The 16500-nt window shown below is 67.3% G+C and carries 15 protein-coding genes; 7 read left to right on the forward strand and 8 right to left on the reverse strand.

Features of this window, described 5'->3' with window-relative positions; genetic code table 11:
• Positions 1-56 precede the first annotated feature (56 nt).
• The 4 genes from ACZ1I5_RS23410 (at position 57) to aroC (ending at position 3996) form a co-directional block, all read left to right on the forward strand.
• The gene (locus ACZ1I5_RS23410; protein ID WP_465171624.1) at positions 57-986 is read left to right on the forward strand and encodes a DnaJ C-terminal domain-containing protein; all 930 of its coding nucleotides are present in this window, start codon (positions 57-59) and stop codon (positions 984-986) included.
• 7 nt (positions 987-993) lie between these two features.
• On the forward strand, positions 994-1962 hold the full coding sequence (locus ACZ1I5_RS23415; protein WP_465171625.1) for a YihY/virulence factor BrkB family protein: 969 nt from the start codon (positions 994-996) through the stop codon (positions 1960-1962).
• Positions 1959-2762, forward strand: coding sequence for an enoyl-ACP reductase FabI (gene fabI, locus ACZ1I5_RS23420; protein WP_465171626.1), 804 nt, complete (start codon positions 1959-1961; stop codon positions 2760-2762). The genes ACZ1I5_RS23415 and fabI overlap by 4 nt, the downstream gene beginning before the upstream one ends.
• A gap of 163 nt (positions 2763-2925) precedes the next feature.
• On the forward strand, positions 2926-3996 hold the full coding sequence (aroC, locus tag ACZ1I5_RS23425) for a chorismate synthase (RefSeq protein ID WP_465171627.1): 1071 nt from the start codon (positions 2926-2928) through the stop codon (positions 3994-3996).
• A gap of 18 nt (positions 3997-4014) precedes the next feature.
• Here aroC and ACZ1I5_RS23430 read toward each other — a convergent pair whose 3' ends face one another.
• From ACZ1I5_RS23430 to ACZ1I5_RS23445, 4 genes are all read right to left on the reverse strand, one after another.
• The gene (locus ACZ1I5_RS23430) at positions 4015-5304 is read right to left on the reverse strand and encodes an adenylosuccinate synthase (protein ID WP_465171628.1); all 1290 of its coding nucleotides are present in this window, start codon (positions 5302-5304) and stop codon (positions 4015-4017) included.
• A gap of 33 nt (positions 5305-5337) precedes the next feature.
• On the reverse strand, positions 5338-6444 hold the full coding sequence (locus ACZ1I5_RS23435) for an ATP phosphoribosyltransferase regulatory subunit (RefSeq protein WP_465171629.1): 1107 nt from the start codon (positions 6442-6444) through the stop codon (positions 5338-5340).
• Positions 6445-6562: 118 nt separating this feature from the next.
• Positions 6563-8140 (reverse strand): phosphoglycerate dehydrogenase, encoded by a 1578-nt coding sequence (gene serA, locus ACZ1I5_RS23440; protein WP_465171630.1) that lies wholly within the window; start codon positions 8138-8140, stop codon positions 6563-6565.
• 90 nt (positions 8141-8230) lie between these two features.
• Positions 8231-9367, reverse strand: coding sequence for a phosphoserine transaminase (locus tag ACZ1I5_RS23445; RefSeq protein WP_465171631.1), 1137 nt, complete (start codon positions 9365-9367; stop codon positions 8231-8233).
• Positions 9368-9669: 302 nt separating this feature from the next.
• Here ACZ1I5_RS23445 and ACZ1I5_RS23450 point away from each other — a divergent pair, with 302 nt between their 5' ends.
• Positions 9670-10326 carry an extensin family protein gene (locus ACZ1I5_RS23450; protein WP_465171632.1) on the forward strand — a complete coding sequence of 219 codons (657 nt, stop codon included), beginning with the start codon at positions 9670-9672 and terminating at the stop codon, positions 10324-10326.
• A 39-nt stretch (positions 10327-10365) separates the two neighbouring features.
• On the forward strand, positions 10366-11241 hold the full coding sequence (locus ACZ1I5_RS23455; RefSeq protein ID WP_465171633.1) for an LOG family protein: 876 nt from the start codon (positions 10366-10368) through the stop codon (positions 11239-11241).
• Between the two features lie 248 nt (positions 11242-11489).
• On the opposite strand, the gene ACZ1I5_RS23460 is transcribed toward ACZ1I5_RS23455, so the two are convergent.
• Positions 11490-12167 carry a c-type cytochrome gene (locus ACZ1I5_RS23460; RefSeq protein WP_465171634.1) on the reverse strand — a complete coding sequence of 226 codons (678 nt, stop codon included), beginning with the start codon at positions 12165-12167 and terminating at the stop codon, positions 11490-11492.
• A gap of 105 nt (positions 12168-12272) precedes the next feature.
• On the opposite strand from ACZ1I5_RS23460, the gene ACZ1I5_RS23465 reads away from it, so the two are divergent.
• Positions 12273-13163: a prephenate dehydratase gene (locus ACZ1I5_RS23465; protein WP_465171635.1), complete on the forward strand. Its 891-nt coding sequence runs from the start codon at positions 12273-12275 to the stop codon at positions 13161-13163.
• A 27-nt stretch (positions 13164-13190) separates the two neighbouring features.
• Here ACZ1I5_RS23465 and nudC read toward each other — a convergent pair whose 3' ends face one another.
• The 3 genes from nudC to ACZ1I5_RS23480 are packed head-to-tail and all read right to left on the reverse strand — an operon-like array spanning position 13191 to position 16454.
• Positions 13191-14057: an NAD(+) diphosphatase gene (gene nudC, locus ACZ1I5_RS23470; RefSeq protein ID WP_465171636.1), complete on the reverse strand. Its 867-nt coding sequence runs from the start codon at positions 14055-14057 to the stop codon at positions 13191-13193.
• Between the two features lie 10 nt (positions 14058-14067).
• Positions 14068-15438, reverse strand: coding sequence for a serine hydrolase domain-containing protein (locus ACZ1I5_RS23475; RefSeq protein WP_465171637.1), 1371 nt, complete (start codon positions 15436-15438; stop codon positions 14068-14070).
• A complete protein-coding gene (locus tag ACZ1I5_RS23480; RefSeq protein WP_465174035.1) occupies positions 15435-16454 on the reverse strand; it encodes an A/G-specific adenine glycosylase in 1020 nt (339 codons plus the stop codon). The genes ACZ1I5_RS23475 and ACZ1I5_RS23480 overlap by 4 nt, the downstream gene beginning before the upstream one ends.
• Between the last annotated feature and the right edge of the window lie 46 nt (positions 16455-16500).

The following is a 16500-nucleotide window of genomic DNA, read 5'->3' on the forward strand; positions in this document are numbered from 1 at the left end:
TGCGCTTCCGGCATCGATCCCCCAAATAGGCGCCAGAATAGAAACAGAGGGCAAAAGTGGCCGATCCATATGCAACGCTTGGCGTGCCGCGCACCGCCAGCGAGGCCGACATCAAGAAGGCGTATCGGAAGCTCGCAAAGGAGCTCCATCCCGATCGCAACAAGGACAATAAACAGGCGACCGAGCGATTCAGCCAGGTCACCAATGCCTATGACCTGCTGACCGACAAGGACAAGCGCGCCCGGTTCGATCGCGGCGAGATCGACGGCGACGGCAATCCCGCCTCGCCCTTCGGCTTCGGCGGCGCCGGCCAGGGCGGCTTCCGCCCGGCACCGGGCGGCGGATCACCGTTCGAGGCCGACGGGCCGGATATCAGCGATATCTTCGAGGGCATGTTCGGCGGGCGCGGCGGCGGCGGTTTCGGCGGCGGCTTTGGCGGTTTCGGCCGCAAGCCCCAGCCCAAGGGCGCCAATGTCGCCTACAAGCTCAACGTCTCCTTCACGGATGCCGCGACGCTCGCCGCTCAGCGCATTGCGCTGGCGGACGGCAAGACGATCGACCTCAAGCTGCCCGCCGGCCTGGAAAGCGGCTTCCAGATGCGCCTTGCCGGCAAGGGCCAGCCCGGGCCGGGCGGCGCCGGCGACGGGATCGTCACGATCAGCGTCCAGCCGCATCGCTTCTTTACCCGCGATGGCGATGACGTGAGGCTCGACCTGCCGATCACCCTGTCCGAAGCCGTGCTCGGCGCGTCGGTGCGTGTGCCGACCGTGGAGGGCGCCGTGATGCTGACGGTTCCGGCCGGTTCCACCTCGGGCAAGGTGCTCCGCCTGCGCGGGCGCGGCTTCCACAAGAAAGGCGGCACGCGCGGCGATCAGCTGGTGACCCTGATGGTCGATCTTCCCGCCAAGGATGAGGCACTGACCGAGTTCGTCGAGGGATGGAAGGATCGCGACAAGAGCAACCCGCGCGCGGCCATGGGCGTTTAATCGCCCGATGCAGGAAGTTTCGCCCCAATCGCCCGAGGAACGCCGCAAGAGGCCGGGTGAAGGGCAGACCAGGCTCAGCCGGCGCATGGCCTTTATGCGGCCGGGCAGCTACGCCCGCGAGGTGCTCAAGCGCGTCTTTGTCGGCGTCTATAGCGACGGCTTCGTTCATGCCGGCAATCTCGCCTATCTGTCGCTGGTCACGCTCTTCCCCTTCTTCATCGTCGCGGCCGCCGTTGCGCGGCTGTTCGGGCAGACCGGCGAGGGCCTCCACGCGGTCGAGGCATTCCTGCGCACCGTCCCGCCTGGCGTCGCGCAGGTGCTGCAGACCCCGATCACCGATGTGCTTACGGCGCGCTCTGGTTCGCTGCTCTGGTTCGGCGCGATCGTCGGCCTGTGGACCACGGCGAGCTTCATCGAGACGATTCGCGATATCCTCCGCCGCGCGTACGGCGTGAAATCGATCCGGCCCTTCTGGCAGTATCGGCTCTGGTCGATCGGCCTGATCCTCACCGCGATGATCCTGATCCTAGTCGCCTTCGCCTTCCAGATCATGCTGCTCGCGGTCGAACAGTTCATCCTGCGCGTGCTGCCCTTCGCGGCGGATGCTGCCACGATCGTGTCGTTCAGCCGGCTCGCCCCGGGCCTCGCGCTGTTCGCGGCGCTCTACATGGTGTTCTACTCGCTCACCCCGCGCAAATATCGCGAGAGCAAATGCCCGAAATGGCCGGGCGCATTGTTCACCGCGGCGTGGTGGCTGCTGGTCACCGCGCTCCTGCCGCTCATCCTCGGATTGCTCGGCAGCTATGATCTTACCTATGGCAGCCTGGCAGGCGTGATGATCGCGCTTATCTTCTTCTTCTTCGTCGGGCTCGGCCTGGTCGTTGGCGCCGAATTGAACGCGGCACTGGCGGAATCCGATGATGAGGGAGTAGAGGACCTCGGCGGCAGCAACAAACAGGAGGCGGCAGCAGCGTGACGGGATTGATGCAGGGCAAACGCGGATTGATCATGGGCCTGGCCAATGATCGGTCGCTCGCCTGGGGAATCGCCAAGAAGCTCAGCGAAGCGGGTGCTGAGCTCGCCTTCTCCTATCAGGGTGAAGCGCTCGAAAAGCGGGTAAGGCCGCTCGCCGAGCAGCTCGGCTCGACCCTGCTGATCGACTGCGACGTCTCCGACATGACAGCGCTCGACACGGCGTTCGAGGATCTGGCGAAAGTGTGGCCGACGATCGACTTCGTCGTCCACGCGATCGGCTTTTCCGACAAGAACGAGCTGCGTGGCCGGTTCATGGACACCAGCCTCGACAATTTCCTGACGACCATGAACATCTCGGTCTACAGCTTCGTCGCGGTGGCGCAGCGCGCGGCGGCGATGATGCCCGATGGCGGGTCGCTGCTGACGCTCAGCTATTACGGCGCGGAAAAGGTCATCCCGCATTATAACGTCATGGGTGTGGCCAAGGCGGCGCTGGAGACGAGCGTGCAATATCTCGCGGTCGATCTCGGCCGCGACAATATCCGCGTCAACGCGATCTCGGCGGGGCCGATCAAGACGCTTGCCGCCTCGGGCATCGGCGATTTCCGCCTGATCCTGAAGTGGAACGAGCTGAACTCGCCGCTCAAGCGCAACGTGACGATCGAGGATGTCGGCGGCGCTGGCCTGTACCTGCTGAGCGATCTCGCCAGCGGCGTGACCGGCGAGACGCACCATGTCGATGCCGGTTATCACGTGATCGGCATGAAGGCCGAAGACGCGCCGGACATCGCTTTGGTGTGAATGGTCTCCCTCTCCCTGCGGGAGAGGGAAGGGGCCCGCCGCGCAGCGGTGGGAAGGGTGAGGGCGACCGGTCCATGGTCGAGCATGTCGGGTCGAGCGGGTCACCCTCACCCTCCCATGCTTCGCATGGGCCCCTCCCTCTCCCGCCGGGAGAGGGTTTGGAATGAGTCTCAACAGCTTCGGTCACGTCTTCCGCTTCACCACCTGGGGCGAGTCGCATGGCCCGGCCATTGGCGCCGTCGTTGATGGCTGCCCGCCCGGGCTGATCATCTCAGAAGCCGATCTCCAGCCGTTCCTCGACAAGCGCCGCCCCGGTACCTCGCGCTTCACCACGCAGCGGCAGGAGCCCGACCAGGTCCGCATCCTGTCCGGCGTGTTCGAAGGGAAGACGACCGGCACGCCGATCAGCCTGATGATCGAGAATGTCGACCAGCGCTCCAAGGACTATTCGGAGGTCGCTGAGGCCTATCGCCCAGGCCATGCCGATTATGCCTATGACGCCAAATACGGCTTTCGCGACTATCGCGGCGGCGGGCGGTCCTCCGCCCGCGAAACCGCTTCACGGGTGGCAGCGGGTGCAGTGGCGCGGCTGGTCATCCCCGAGGTGCGCATCCGCGCCTGGGTCGAGGCGATCGGCGGCGACCGGATCGATCCGGCCAATTTCGATCCCGACCAGATCGACGCGAATCCATTCTTCTGCCCCGATGCCCAAGCGGCTGCGCGCTGGGAGGCGCTGGTCGACGGCGCGCGCAAGGCGGGCTCCTCGCTCGGCGCTGTCATCGCGTGCGAGGCGACCGGCGTGCCGGCCGGCTGGGGCGCCCCGCTTTACGCCAAGCTCGACGCGGAACTCGCCTCGGCCTGTATGAGCATCAACGCCGTGAAGGGTATCGAGATCGGTGACGGCTTCGAAGCGGCGACGTTTCGCGGCGAAGAGAATGCCGATGCGATGCGGCCGGGTGTCGACGGCCCCGAATTCCTGGCGAATCACGCAGGTGGCATTGCCGGCGGCATCGCCACAGGCCAGCCGATCCGCGTCCGCGTCGCGTTCAAGCCGACCAGCTCGATCCTGACCCCGGTCGAAACCATCACCCGTAGCGGCGAAGCGACCGAGATCATGACCAAGGGCCGCCATGACCCCTGTGTCGGTATCCGCGGCGCACCGGTGGTTGAGGCGATGGTCGCGCTCGTCCTGGCCGACCAGAAACTGCTGCACCGGGCCCAGACCGGGCGCTGAGCGCCCGGTCCTTGCCGATCAATCCGCGAAGGGATCCCGCACGAGGATGGTGTCCTCACGCTCGGGGCTGGTCGACACCAGTGCCACCGGGCAATGGATCAACTCCTCGATGCGGCGGATATATTTGATCGCCTGAGCGGGCAGATCGGCCCAGCTCCGCGCGCCGGCGGTCGATTCCTGCCAGCCCGGCATCGTCTCGTAGATCGGCTCGACCGCTGCCTGATCGGCGGCATGCGAGGGGAAATAGTCGAGCGTCTCGCCGCGCAGCGTGTAGCCGACGCAGATCTTCACTTCGTCAAAGCCGTCGAGCACGTCGATCTTGGTCAGCGCGATGCCGGTGATGCCGCCGACCGCGGCCGATTGCCGCACCAGAACGGAGTCGAACCAGCCGCAGCGGCGCTTGCGCCCGGTGACGGTGCCGAATTCATGCCCACGCTCGCCCAGCCGCTCGCCGGTGGCGTCCTCGAGCTCGGTCGGGAAGGGGCCGGAGCCGACGCGGGTCGTATAGGCCTTGGCGATGCCCAGCACGAAACCGACCGCGCTCGGCCCGAGGCCGGACCCGCCGGCTGCGGTACCCGAAATGGTGTTGGACGAGGTAACGAAGGGATAGGTGCCGTGATCGACGTCGAGCAGCACGCCCTGCGCGCCTTCGAACAGGATGCGGCGACCGCGCGCACGCGCCTGGTTGAGGTCGCGCCAGGCCGGCCTGGCGAAGGACAGCACGAAATCGGCGATCGCGCGCAGCTCCTCGACCAGCGCGGCGCGGTCGATCGGCGGCTCGCCGAAACCGGCGCGGAGCGCGTCGTGATGCGCGGTCAGCCGGTCGAGCTGCGAATCGAGCGCGTCGAGATGCGCGAGGTCGCACACGCGGATCGCTCGGCGACCGACCTTGTCCTCATAGGCCGGGCCGATGCCGCGCCGCGTGGTGCCGATCTTGCCCGCGCCGCTGGCATCCTCGCGCAGCGAATCGAGATCGCGGTGGAAGGGCAGGATCAGCGCGCAATTGTCGGCGATCATCAATGTCTCGGGGGTGATCGTCACGCCCTGGCCGGCCAGTTTCTCGACCTCGGCCTTGAGTGCCCAGGGATCGAGCACCACGCCATTGCCGATCACCGAAGGCGTACCGCGCACGATGCCCGAAGGCAGCAGCGACAGCTTGTAGACCTTTTCGCCGACGACCAGCGTGTGGCCGGCATTGTGACCGCCCTGGAAGCGCACGACCATGTCGGCGCGCTCGGCGAGCCAGTCGACGATCTTGCCCTTGCCCTCATCGCCCCATTGGGCGCCGATTACTGCGACATTTGCCAAAACTGAGTTCCTTCGATCGGGACGGTGCGGCGCCTAGAGCGCGCGCGCCGCGCCTTCCACCAAAATATGCGTGCAGAGCTGTGCCTCGGGCGTATCGCCTGCTTCGAGCGCGGCGACGGTGACCCAGCCTTGCGCCCGCATCGCGGCCGGGACGGCGGGGTCGGTATACAGCGGCACGAACAGGCGCCGCCGGTCGACATCGGCCAGCCCGGCCGCCACGATGGCATCGGCATAGAGCGAGAAACCGGTCGCGGCCTCTTCGCTGCCGTCTTCATGGACGATGGTGTAGCTGCCGCCACGCCCGATCTCGCCGCGCACGCCGTCAGCGAAGATCGAGAAGCCGAGCCAGGTTTGATATTCGAAGCCGTGCCGCTCGGTCGGGTCGAGCGTGAGCGCGGTGCGGCCCTTGAGGCCGGAGGCGATCTGCCACAGCCCATCGAGCCGCGAGCGCAGTGCGCCGCCGACATCGAAGGCGCACAGCCGGTCATGCGCCGTCTCGAACGGGCCCGCCGCCTCGATCAGCGGGAGATAGGCCGGTGCGATTTCGGCGACGCCGCCGGCATCCTTGGCGTCGAGCCGGTCGCGGAGCTGCTCGATCAGCCAGGGTTCGACCGGCAGCGGACCATCCGCCAGGATCGGGACGAGGTCGGGCAGCGTGAAATCGATCGAAATGCCGCGCACGCCGGCCGCTTCCAGCGCTTCGACCGCGACACCGACGATTTCCTTCGCGGCGGCAACGGTGTCGAGGCCGATCAGCTCGCAGCCGATCTGGCGCAGCTCGCGCTCCGGGCTGAGCTGCGAGGCGCGCAGCTTCAGCACCGGGCCGGCATAGGACAGGCGCACCGGGCGCGGATGATGCCCCATGCGCGTCGCGGCGATTCGGCCGATCTGCGCGGTCATGTCGGGCCGGATGGCGAGCGTCGCCTGCGACACCGGATCGACGAAGCGTACCGCGTCCTGCGCGCGTGCCGCCTTCAGTCGGCCAGCCAAGCCTGCCTCGAACTCGGCCAGGGCGGGGTCGGCCCGCTCATAGCCATGCGCATAGGCCGCTCCCAGCACTGCCGCTTCGAGACGCGCGGCGGCATCGCCGAACGGGGGCAACCGGTCGCGGAAACCTTCGGGGAGCAGGGCATGAGTCATGGCCGGGAAAGAGATCCAAAACGCCCGTTCGGGCTGAGCTTGTCGAAGCCCTGTACTTCCTTCCGGGGAAGAAAGAACAGTCCTTCGACAGGCTCGGGACGAACGGGGAGGTTTTGGTTCAGAACGACAGCCCCATCACGGTCTTCACGCCGGCCAGCGCGCGGACCTTGGCGATCAGCTCGGGCGTCACCGGCTCGTCGACCGAGAGCAGCAGCACTGCCTCGCCACCGGCCGAACGGCGGCCGAGATGGAAGGTGCCGATGTTGACGCCCTCCTCGCCGAGCAGCGAGCCGAGCCGGCCGATGAAACCGGGCGCGTCCTCGTTGACGACATAGAGCATATGCCCGACCAGATCGGCCTCGACCTTGATGCCGAACAGCTCGACCAGGCGTGGCGCCGCGTCACCGAACAAGGTGCCCGCGACCGAGCGGTCGCCGGCATCGGTCTTCACCGTCACGCGCAGCAGCGTGTGGTAATCGCCCTCGCGGTCGTGACGGACCTCACGCACGTCGATGCCGCGCTCCTTGGCGAGGAACGGCGCGTTGACCATGTTCACCGTGTCCGAATGCACCCGCATCAGGCCGGCCAGCACTGCGCTGGTGATCGGCTTCTGGTTGAGCGCCGCGGCCGCACCCTCGACCTCGATGTTGATGCCCGACAGCGCGCCGTGCGCCAGCTGACCGATCAGCGAACCGAGCTTCTCCGCCAGCGCCATGTACGGCTTCAGCTTCGGCGCTTCCTCGGCCGACAGGCTCGGCACGTTGAGCGCGTTGGTGACGCCGCCTGAGACGAGATAATCGGCCATCTGCTCGGCGACCTGGATCGCGACATTGACCTGGGCTTCCGAGGTGGAAGCGCCGAGATGCGGGGTGGAGACGAAGTTAGCCGTGCCGAACAGCGGCGAATCGGTCGCCGGTTCGGTCACGAACACGTCGAGCGCGGCGCCGGCGATGTGGCCCGAATCGAGCCCGGCCTTCAGCGCGACCTCGTCGATCAGCCCGCCGCGCGCACAGTTGATGATGCGCACGCCCTTCTTGGTCTTGGCGAGATTCTCGGCCGACAGGATGTTGCGGGTCTGGTCGGTCAACGGGGTGTGCAGCGTGATGAAGTCGGCACGGGCGAGCAAGTCCTCGAGCGTGACCTTTTCGACGCCGGTCTCGATTGCGCGCTCGGGGGTGAGGAAGGGATCATAGGCGATCACTTTCATCTTCAGGCCGCGGGCGCGATCGGCGACGATCGAGCCGATATTGCCGGCGCCGATCAGGCCGAGCGTCTTCGAGGTCAGCTCGACGCCCATGAAGCGGTTCTTCTCCCACTTGCCCGCCTGGGTCGAGGCATCGGCCTCGGGCAGCTGGCGGGCGAGCGCGAACATCAGCGCGATCGCATGCTCGGCGGTGGTGATGGAGTTGCCGAACGGGGTGTTCATCACGACCACGCCCTGGGCGGAGGCCGCCGGGATATCGACATTGTCGACGCCGATGCCGGCGCGGCCGACGACCTTCAGGTTGGTCGCATGGGCCAGGATATCCTTGGTCACCTTGGTCGAGCTGCGGATGGCGAGGCCGTCATACTGGCCGATGATCGCCTTCAGCTCGTCGGGCGTCTTGCCGGTGATCTCGTCGACCTCGACCCCGCGCTCGCGGAAGATCTGGGCGGCCTTGGGATCCATTTTGTCGGAAATGAGGACTTTGGGCATGGTGATGCCTTTCATGATCGCAGGAAGGTTGTGCTCCCGCGAAGGCGAGAGCCCAGACTGGGTCCCCGCCTTCGCGGGGACACAAGAAGGTCAGGCGACGACGGTGACCGAGGCGTAGGCCCAGTCGAGCCAGGGACCGAGCGCTTCGATATCGGCGGCGTCGACGGTCGCGCCGCACCAGATGCGCAGGCCCGCCGGGGCATCGCGGTAACCCGCAATGTCATAGGCGGCATGCTCGGCTTCGAGCAGGCCGGCGAGCTTCTTGATCAGCGCTTCGTCGGCGCCCTCGACCGTCAGGCACACGCTGGTCTTCGACCGCGAGGCCTCGTCCAGCGCGAGATGGCCTAGCCAGGGGCGATCGGCGACGATCCTGTCGAGCGCGGCGGCATTGGCGTCGCTGCGGGCGATAAGGCCCTGCAGCCCGCCAAGACCCTTGGCCCATTCGAGCGCGAAGATCGCGTCCTCGACGGCGAGCATCGACGGGGTGTTGATCGTCTCGCCCTTGAACACGCCTTCAGTCAGCTTGCCCTTGGAGACGAGCCGGAACACCTTGGGCAGCGGCCATTTCGGCGTGTAGCTTTCGAGCCGCTCGACCGCGCGGGGACCGAGGATCAGCACGCCGTGGCCGCCTTCGCCGCCCAGCACTTTCTGCCACGAGAAGGTCGCGACATCGATCTTGTCCCACGGGATATCGTACGCGAACACCGCGCTGGTCGCATCGGCGAAGCTGAGGCCCTCGCGATCGTCCGGGATCCAGTCGCCGTTCGGCACGCGCACGCCCGAGGTCGTGCCGTTCCAGGTGAACAGCACGTCGTTCGACCAGTCGACCTGAGTCAGGTCGGGAAGCTGGCCGTAATCGGCACGGAGGATGGTCGGATCGAGGCCAAGCTGCTTGACCGCATCGGTAACCCAGCCCTCGCCGAAGCTTTCCCAGGCGATCGCGGTGACCGGCTTGGCGCCCAGCATCGTCCACATCGCCATCTCGAACGCGCCGGTGTCCGAACCGGGGACGATGCCGATGCGGTGGGTGTCGGGGAGCTGGAGCATCTCGCGCATCAGGTCGATCGCGTATTGCAGACGCGTCTTGCCGAGCTTCGAGCGGTGCGACCGGCCGAGCACTTCCGTCTGGAGCTTTTCGGGGGTCCAGCCCGGCGGCTTAGCGCAGGGACCGGAAGAGAAATAAGGACGCGTCGGCTTCGTCGCCGGAGGCGCAAGGTATTCAGTCATGTAGTCTCTCCTTACAGAGAGCACGCGCGGCGTTGGGACCGCGTGGCCCGTTGACGGCCCTAGCGATTTACGCCGCTACGTCAATCTTCATTCTGCTGCGTTGCGGCAAGCGCGCGCGCCGGGACAATGTAAGTACCTGGTCGCCGCATGCCGACAGGCGTTGCATTGCCTTCGCTGGTCGGCGCTATAATCCTCGGCGCGGCGGTGCGGAGTTTGTCGATATGGTGCATCCAATATTCTGCCGGGCGCTTTGGGCACACGGCGCAGCTGGAGAAGCCCGTAGCGCGGTCCGACACGGGCGTATGACAGCGATAATTGCGATAACCCTGGCGCTCGCCGGGTGCGGGCGCGGGGACGATCGTCCGCCGCCGCCGCGGCCGGTGGGCGCGCGGCCGGTGACGCTCAACCTGCCGACCTCGCGCGAGACTCAGGCGTGCTTCGCCGATCTGTCGCGCGAGGAGGTCCGCTTCAGCCCCTTGCCCGACCGCGATTTCGGCGGGGGGTGCCAGGTGATCGGCGCGGTGCAGCTGATCGACATCGGCGTTCCGGTGACCAATCTGAAGGGCATGCGCTGCGGCCTGGCGCGGACCTTCATCGGCTGGACACGCGACGCGGTCGCGCCCGCCGCGCGGCAGATCCTGGGTAGCGACCTAGTGCGGGTCGAGAGCATGGGCAGCTATGCCTGCCGCAACGTGGTCGGCTCCCCCGCCAATGCCGCGCGGCTGTCGGGCCATGCCATCGCCAACGCGGTCGATATCTCCGGCTTCGTGCTGCAGGACGGGCGGCGCATCACGGTGCTGAGCGGCTGGCGATCCGACGACTCGCGCGTCCGCGACTTCCTGCAGGCGATTCACAATTCCGCCTGCAAGCGCTTCGGCACGGTGCTGAGCCCGGATTACAACGCGGCGCACGCCAACCATCTGCATCTCGAAAACGACCGCGCGCGTTTCTGCCGCTAAGCTTCATCTTCGGGCGTTTTTCCGCTAGGGCCTGATCAAATGACAGAGACACATGTACCGTCGCGGGTCTTTCCGCGCGCTCGCCAGGATGCCGAAACCGCCAATGCCGGGATCAGCACCCCCCAGACCGAAAACCCGGCCTATCGCCTCGCCTTCCAGGACATGGACTTCCTGCTGCGCGAGGATCTGCGGCCCGTCCGCTTCCAGCTCGAACTGCTCAAGCCCGAGCTGATCCTGGCCGAGGCGAACATCGCCTCCACCTTCGTGATGTACGGTTCCGCGCGCATCCCCGAGCCGGCCAAGGCCAGGGCGCTGCTCGAGCTGGCCCAGGGCGAGGACGCGATCCGCATCGCAAAGAGCCTGGTCGCCAAGTCGAAATATTACGATGTCGCCTATGAGCTCGCCCAGCTCGCCAGCGCCTGCCCGCGCGACGAGGAAGGCAAGCGCCACTTCGTGGTGTGCTCGGGCGGCGGTCCGTCGATCATGGAAGCGGCGAATCGCGGCGCGGCGGAGGCCGGCCACGAATCGATCGGGCTCAACATCGTGCTGCCGCACGAGCAGGCGCCGAACCCCTATGTGACGCCGTCGCTGAGCATGCAGTTCCACTATTTCGCGCTCAGGAAGATGCACTTCCTGCTGCACGCCCGCGCGCTCGCCGCCTTTCCGGGCGGATTCGGCACGTTCGACGAGCTGTTCGAGCTGCTGACGCTGATCCAGACCGGCAAGATCAAGCCGATCCCCGTGCTGCTGTTCGGCCGCGACTTCTGGAACCGCGTGGTCAATTTCGAGGCGCTGGTCGAGGAAGGCGTGATCTCCGCGCGCGACCTCAACATCTTCACCTTCGTCGAGACGGCGGAAGAGGCGTGGAAGGTCGTGCAGGACTTCTATCAGGAGCCGGCGGACGAGGCGGAGTGACATGCCCTCCGTTCGTCCTGAGTAGCCATTGAGCTTGTCGAAATGGCGTATCGAAGGACAGGTGTTACGTGCTCCAACTGTCCTTCGATACGCGTCTTCGACGAGCTCAGCCGCTACTCAGGACGAACGGATGGGTTTTTGCGCACCGTCTTCGTCTGATCGAAGCTTCCGGCAAAAACAAAAAAGGCCGCGCCCCTCGGCACGGCCTTTTTTCGTATCCGAACTCCGGCGCGCGCCGAAGAAGCGGCTTACTTCTTCTTTTCGGCCTGGATCGCGGCGTTCGGATCGACCGACGGCGCGCCGGTGGCCGGTGCGGCACCTTCCGAGAGATTCGCGGCGGCCGGGGCGGCGGCATTGGCGTCCGCGCCTTCGGCTGGGGCGGGCGCGGCACCCGCGGCGGGTGCCGCCGGGAGCGGCAGGTTCGAGCCCTGCTGGTTGAGATAGGCGATCACATTCGCGCGGTCCTGCGGGTTGCCGAGGCCGGCAAAGGTCATCTTGGTGCCCGAGGCGAAGGCGCGCGGGCTGGTCAGCCAGGTGTTCATCGCCTCGAAATCCCACTTGCCGCCTTTGGCCTTCAGCGCGTCGGAGAAGGCGAAGCCGCCCTTGCCCTGCGCGATCGCCTCACCCAGCGTGGCGTAGAGATTCGGACCGACACCGTTCGGGCCGCCCTGGTTGATCGTGTGGCAGGCGGCGCACTTCTTGAACACCTCGGCGCCCTTCGCCGGATCGGCGGTCGCCATCAGCGTCGCGATCGGCACGGCGGCCGCGCCGCCGCCGGCGTCCTCTTCGGCGACACCCTCGATCGGGTAGCCCATCTTCTCGAGATGATGCGGCTGGAACACCATGCCGCCCACGATCGAAAGCCCCAGCGCCACGCCGCATGCGCCGAGCACCCAGCCCGCGATCGTGTTCGTCCGATTGTCCATTGCCAAGTTGCCCCTGTCGGAAAGTCGGCTCCCTTTAGATTCGGTGGAGCGTCACCGCAAGCCGCGCTTGTGCAAGAACAAACGCGCCGGTAAGCGCGCCGCTCCATGGACAATTTCGCAGCCCCCGCGCGGCCCATCGTCGCGCGCATGATCGACGAAGCCGCGGCGCACCCCGAGCGCGCCGTCGCCTTTCAGGGCGCCCCCGGCGCCAATTCCCATATCGCCGCCCTGCAGGCCTTCCCGGATTGCCTGCCCTTGCCCTGTTTCGACTTCGCCGACGCGATCGACGCGGTGCGCGACGGCCGCGCCGATTGCGCGATCATCCCCATCGAGAATTCGCTGCACGGCCGCGTCGCCGACATGCATTTCCTGCTGCCCGAATCGGGCCTGGTCATCACCGGCGAGCATTTCCTGCCGATTCACTATGCGCTGATGGGATCGGGCAGGCTGGAGGATGTGCGCGAGGCGACGAGCCATCCCCAGGCGCTCGGCCAGTGCCGCCACTGGCTGCGCGAGCGGAACATCGTGCCGATCGCCTATCCCGATACCGCGGGCGCCGCGGCGCTGGTCGCGGAGAAGGGCGACCCCCATCTGGCCGCGCTCGCCCCGCCGATGGCCGCGCCGATCTATGGCCTGGACGTGCTGTGCGACGGCATTGCCGATGCCGACCACAACACGACGCGCTTCCTGGTGCTGGCGCGCGCCGGCCATGCGCCGATCGGCGACGGGCCGTTCATGACGACGCTGATCTTCGAAGTGAAGAACGTGCCCGCCGCGCTGTACAAGGCGATGGGAGGCTTCGCGACCAACGGCGTCAACATGACCAAGCTGGAAAGCTATCAGCGCGGCGGCACCTTCGCGGCGACCGAATTCTATGCCGATGTCGAGGGCAAGCCGGGCGACCCGGGGCTGGACAATGCGCTGGCCGAGCTGGGTTTCCATGCGAAATGGGTGCGGGTGCTGGGGACGTACCGGCAGGCTCGGGCGCGCGGGTAATCTTGACCCTCCCCGTGCCGGCGAGGATCAACTGTTCGCCCACTCCGTCAGCAGCGTGAACGCGATGGCATAAGGCGGTGGCGGCAGGAACGCGCCTTCGCCGCCGGCCAGCACCCTGAGCACTTCCTCGCGCGACACCCAGATCGCGTCCTCCAGCTCGTGCTTGTCGATCGTCAGCGCATCGTCCTCGGCCATGCCGATACAGGCGATCATCAGCGATGACGGGAAGGGCCAGGGCTGGCTGGCGATGTAGCGGATGTCGGTCACGCGCACGCCCGCTTCTTCCAGGGTCTCGCGCGCGACGGCTTCCTCGATCGATTCGCCCGGCTCCAGGAATCCGGCCAGCGCCGAATAGCGTCCCGCCGGCCAGCCGGGCTGGCGGCCGAGCAACGCGCGGCCGTCATGCTCGGCGATCATGATCACCACCGGGTCGACGCGGGGGAAATGCTCGGCATGGCAATTGGGGCATTTGCGGCCCCAGCCGGCGCGGTAGATCTCGGTCGGGGTACCGCAATTGGCGCAGAAGCGGTGGCGCGTGTGCCAGTCAAGCAGGCTGCGCGCGGCGGCATAGGTTGCCGCCTCGCCCGGCGCGATGCGGTCGAGCAGGCCGAACATGCGCATCGGGCGGCCAGCGGGCGGTTTCATGCCCGGGGTCAGCGCGGCAAAATGGGGCTTGCCGTTGTCGAGGCCGAGCAGCAGCAGGTCCGATCCCTCGGGCGCATCGGCCAGGTTGGTCCACACCAGCCGGCCCTCGCCGTCCAGCTCGGGCTCGAAATCGTTGAGCACGAGCAGTCGGGCGCGCCAGTCGCCCGTCGCGGCGGCAAGCGCCTCCGGGTCTTGGCGAAGCGGATCGGCCCGGTCGAGTGTGCCGCCGGTGAAGCCTGGTGCGATCATGGGATGAAGCTCATTTGTAGCGGGCGAAATCGGTCATCAGGGCGGCCACGGTTTCCCTGCGTACCGGCCATTGCTCGGCCGGGAAATAATTGACCATGATCGTCCCGCGCATGTGCCGCGCGGGGTCGACCCAGCCGGTCGTGCCGGCGGCGCCGCCCCAGCCATAGGTGCCCTTGCCCGGGCCGCCGGGCTTGTCCGCGAGATAGACGGAGCCACCCGCGCCATAGCCGGTCAGCGGCGCGGGGCCGGTGCCGTCCGGGGTCGGCGTGTAGGTGACGCCCGGGGGCAGTAGGTTCGACATCATCAGCGCGGCGGTCTCCGGCTTCAGCACGCGCACCCCGTCGAGTGTGCCGCCGTCCTGCAGCGCGTGGAGGAAGCGATCATAATCGCGCGCCGACATGACCAGCCCGGCGCCGCCATAAGGCCAGCTCGGCGGGGAGAGCCAGACCGAGCTGGCCGCCGGATCGATCGGCAGGCGGGCCTTTTCGTCGATCCGCGACACATCGACCGGGCGGCCGGCTGAAAGCTGTTTCATCGCCTCGCGCTGGAAGATGTAGTTGGTGGCGAAGCGCCCGACCTCGCTTTGCGGGACGGTCCAGTAGCTGGAGGTCATCTTCAGCGGATCGAAGATGCGTTTCTGCACGAAACTGTCGAAGGGCATGCCGCCCGCGACCTCGATCACCCGGCCCATCACGTCCAGCCCGATCGAATAGCTCCATTTCGTGCCGGGATCGGCGATCAGCGGGGCCTCGGCGACTCGGTCGGCAAAGGCCTCGAGCGTGGGCGGGCGGGTTTTCCGCGCGGCGAGGTCGAGCGACACGCTGAGCGCGCCGGGGGTGAGGCCGAGCCGGTTATATTCGTCGAGCAGCGGCCCCTTGGTGATGATCGAATAGCCGAGGCCGGCGGTGTGAGTCAGCAGGTTACGGATGGTGATCGGGCGGGCGGCGGGGCGGCTCGCGAGCGAATCCGGGCTGATCTGCACGCGCATCGTCTTGAAGGCGGGAATGAAGTCGCTGACCGGCTGGTCGAGCCGGATCTTGCCTTCCTCGAGCAGGATCATCGCGGCCATGGCGGTGATCGGCTTGGTCATCGAATAGACGCGCCACAGGCTGTCGGGGCCGGCCGCAGCGGCATTCGGGTAGTCGGAGATCTTCCCCGCGCTGACGAACACGGTCGGCAGGTCGCCCGCGCCGAACGCGCCGACGATGCCGGGTATCTTGCCGGTCGCGACATAGGAATCGAACAGCGCCTGCGTGGCGGGAAGGGCGGACTGGCTGGCCGGCGCGGCAAGCTGGGCCTGGGGTGCCGCCTCATAGGCGAAGGCCCCGCCGGCCAGGAGTGCGATCAATATGCTGCCGGATACCAATGCCCGAAATCTCATGCCGCTCTCCTGATCGCGTCCGCTGCCTTGGCGAAGACGGTTGGCAACCCCGCCGATTCGATATCGGCTATCGGCCACCACTCGCCCCAATTGTCACCGCTGCTCGAATGCGCCGGGAGCCGCGCGACCGCAAGCGCGAGTTCGAGGCGAAAATGCGTGAAGACATGAACGACCGTCTCATTCCGCATCGCCCAGTCGGCGGCGATCGGCGGTTCCTCCAACCCGGGCGGGGCGGGGGACCAGGGTCCGGTCGGGAGCGCGCGCATGCCGCCGAGCAGGCCCCTGGGTGGGCGGCGCACCAGCAGGACCTGGCCGTCGCGCTCGGCCCAGAAGATCGTGCCGTAACGTTGCGGCTTGGCTGCCTTGGCCTTCTTGTCCGGGAAACGCTCCGGCTCGCCCGAAGCGAAGGCGCGGCAGGAGGGGGCAAGCGGGCAGATCAGGCAGTGGGGCCCGCGCGGGGTGCAGATCGCCGAGCCGAGATCCATCATCGCCTGGGCGAAATCGCCGGCGCGGGCGTCGGGCGTGATCGAGTCGGCGGCGGCGCGAACTTCGGGCATGGCGCCGGGCAGGGGCGCGCTGATCGCGAACAGGCGGGCGACGACGCGGGCGACATTGGCGTCGACCACCACCGCGCGTTCTCCGAAGGCGATGGCGGCGATCGCGGCGGCGGTATAGGCGCCGACACCGGGGAGGCCGCGCAGGCCGTCTTCCGTGGCCGGAAACTGGCCGCCCCCTGCGACGACGGCCCGAGCGCAGGCGATCAGGTTGCGGGCGCGGGCATAATAGCCGAGCCCGGCCCAGGCCGCCATCAGGTCGGCGTCGCTCGCGCTGGCCAGCGACTCGACATCGGGCCAGCGCGCGACGAATTCCTCGAAACGCGGGCGGACCGTCGCCACCGTCGTCTGCTGCAGCATGATCTCGGACAGCCACACTCGATAGGGGTCGGCGCGGGGCGTTCCGGGCGGGCTGCGCCATGGCAGACGGCGTGCGTTCAGGTCGTACCAGGCAAGCAGCATGTCGGCGATGTCGGAAGGAAGCTTGGCGGGCACGGCATCGCTATGG

The organism is Sphingomonas sp. BL-S-30 (assembly GCF_055521475.1).

Coding starts and splice junctions, on each gene's coding strand:
- ACZ1I5_RS23415 (WP_465171625.1), top strand. CDS start 994: ATGCAGGAAGTTTCGCCCCAATCGCCCGAGGAACGCCGCAAGAGGCCG.
- aroC (WP_465171627.1), top strand. CDS start 2,926: ATGAGTCTCAACAGCTTCGGTCACGTCTTCCGCTTCACCACCTGGGGC.
- ACZ1I5_RS23435 (WP_465171629.1), bottom strand. CDS start 6,444: ATGACTCATGCCCTGCTCCCCGAAGGTTTCCGCGACCGGTTGCCCCCG.
- serA (WP_465171630.1), bottom strand. CDS start 8,140: ATGCCCAAAGTCCTCATTTCCGACAAAATGGATCCCAAGGCCGCCCAG.
- ACZ1I5_RS23445 (WP_465171631.1), bottom strand. CDS start 9,367: ATGACTGAATACCTTGCGCCTCCGGCGACGAAGCCGACGCGTCCTTAT.
- ACZ1I5_RS23450 (WP_465171632.1), top strand. CDS start 9,670: ATGACAGCGATAATTGCGATAACCCTGGCGCTCGCCGGGTGCGGGCGC.
- ACZ1I5_RS23455 (WP_465171633.1), top strand. CDS start 10,366: ATGACAGAGACACATGTACCGTCGCGGGTCTTTCCGCGCGCTCGCCAG.
- ACZ1I5_RS23460 (WP_465171634.1), bottom strand. CDS start 12,167: ATGGACAATCGGACGAACACGATCGCGGGCTGGGTGCTCGGCGCATGC.
- ACZ1I5_RS23465 (WP_465171635.1), top strand. CDS start 12,273: ATGGACAATTTCGCAGCCCCCGCGCGGCCCATCGTCGCGCGCATGATC.
- nudC (WP_465171636.1), bottom strand. CDS start 14,057: ATGATCGCACCAGGCTTCACCGGCGGCACACTCGACCGGGCCGATCCG.
- ACZ1I5_RS23475 (WP_465171637.1), bottom strand. CDS start 15,438: ATGAGATTTCGGGCATTGGTATCCGGCAGCATATTGATCGCACTCCTG.
- ACZ1I5_RS23480 (WP_465174035.1), bottom strand. CDS start 16,454: ATGCTGCTTGCCTGGTACGACCTGAACGCACGCCGTCTGCCATGGCGC.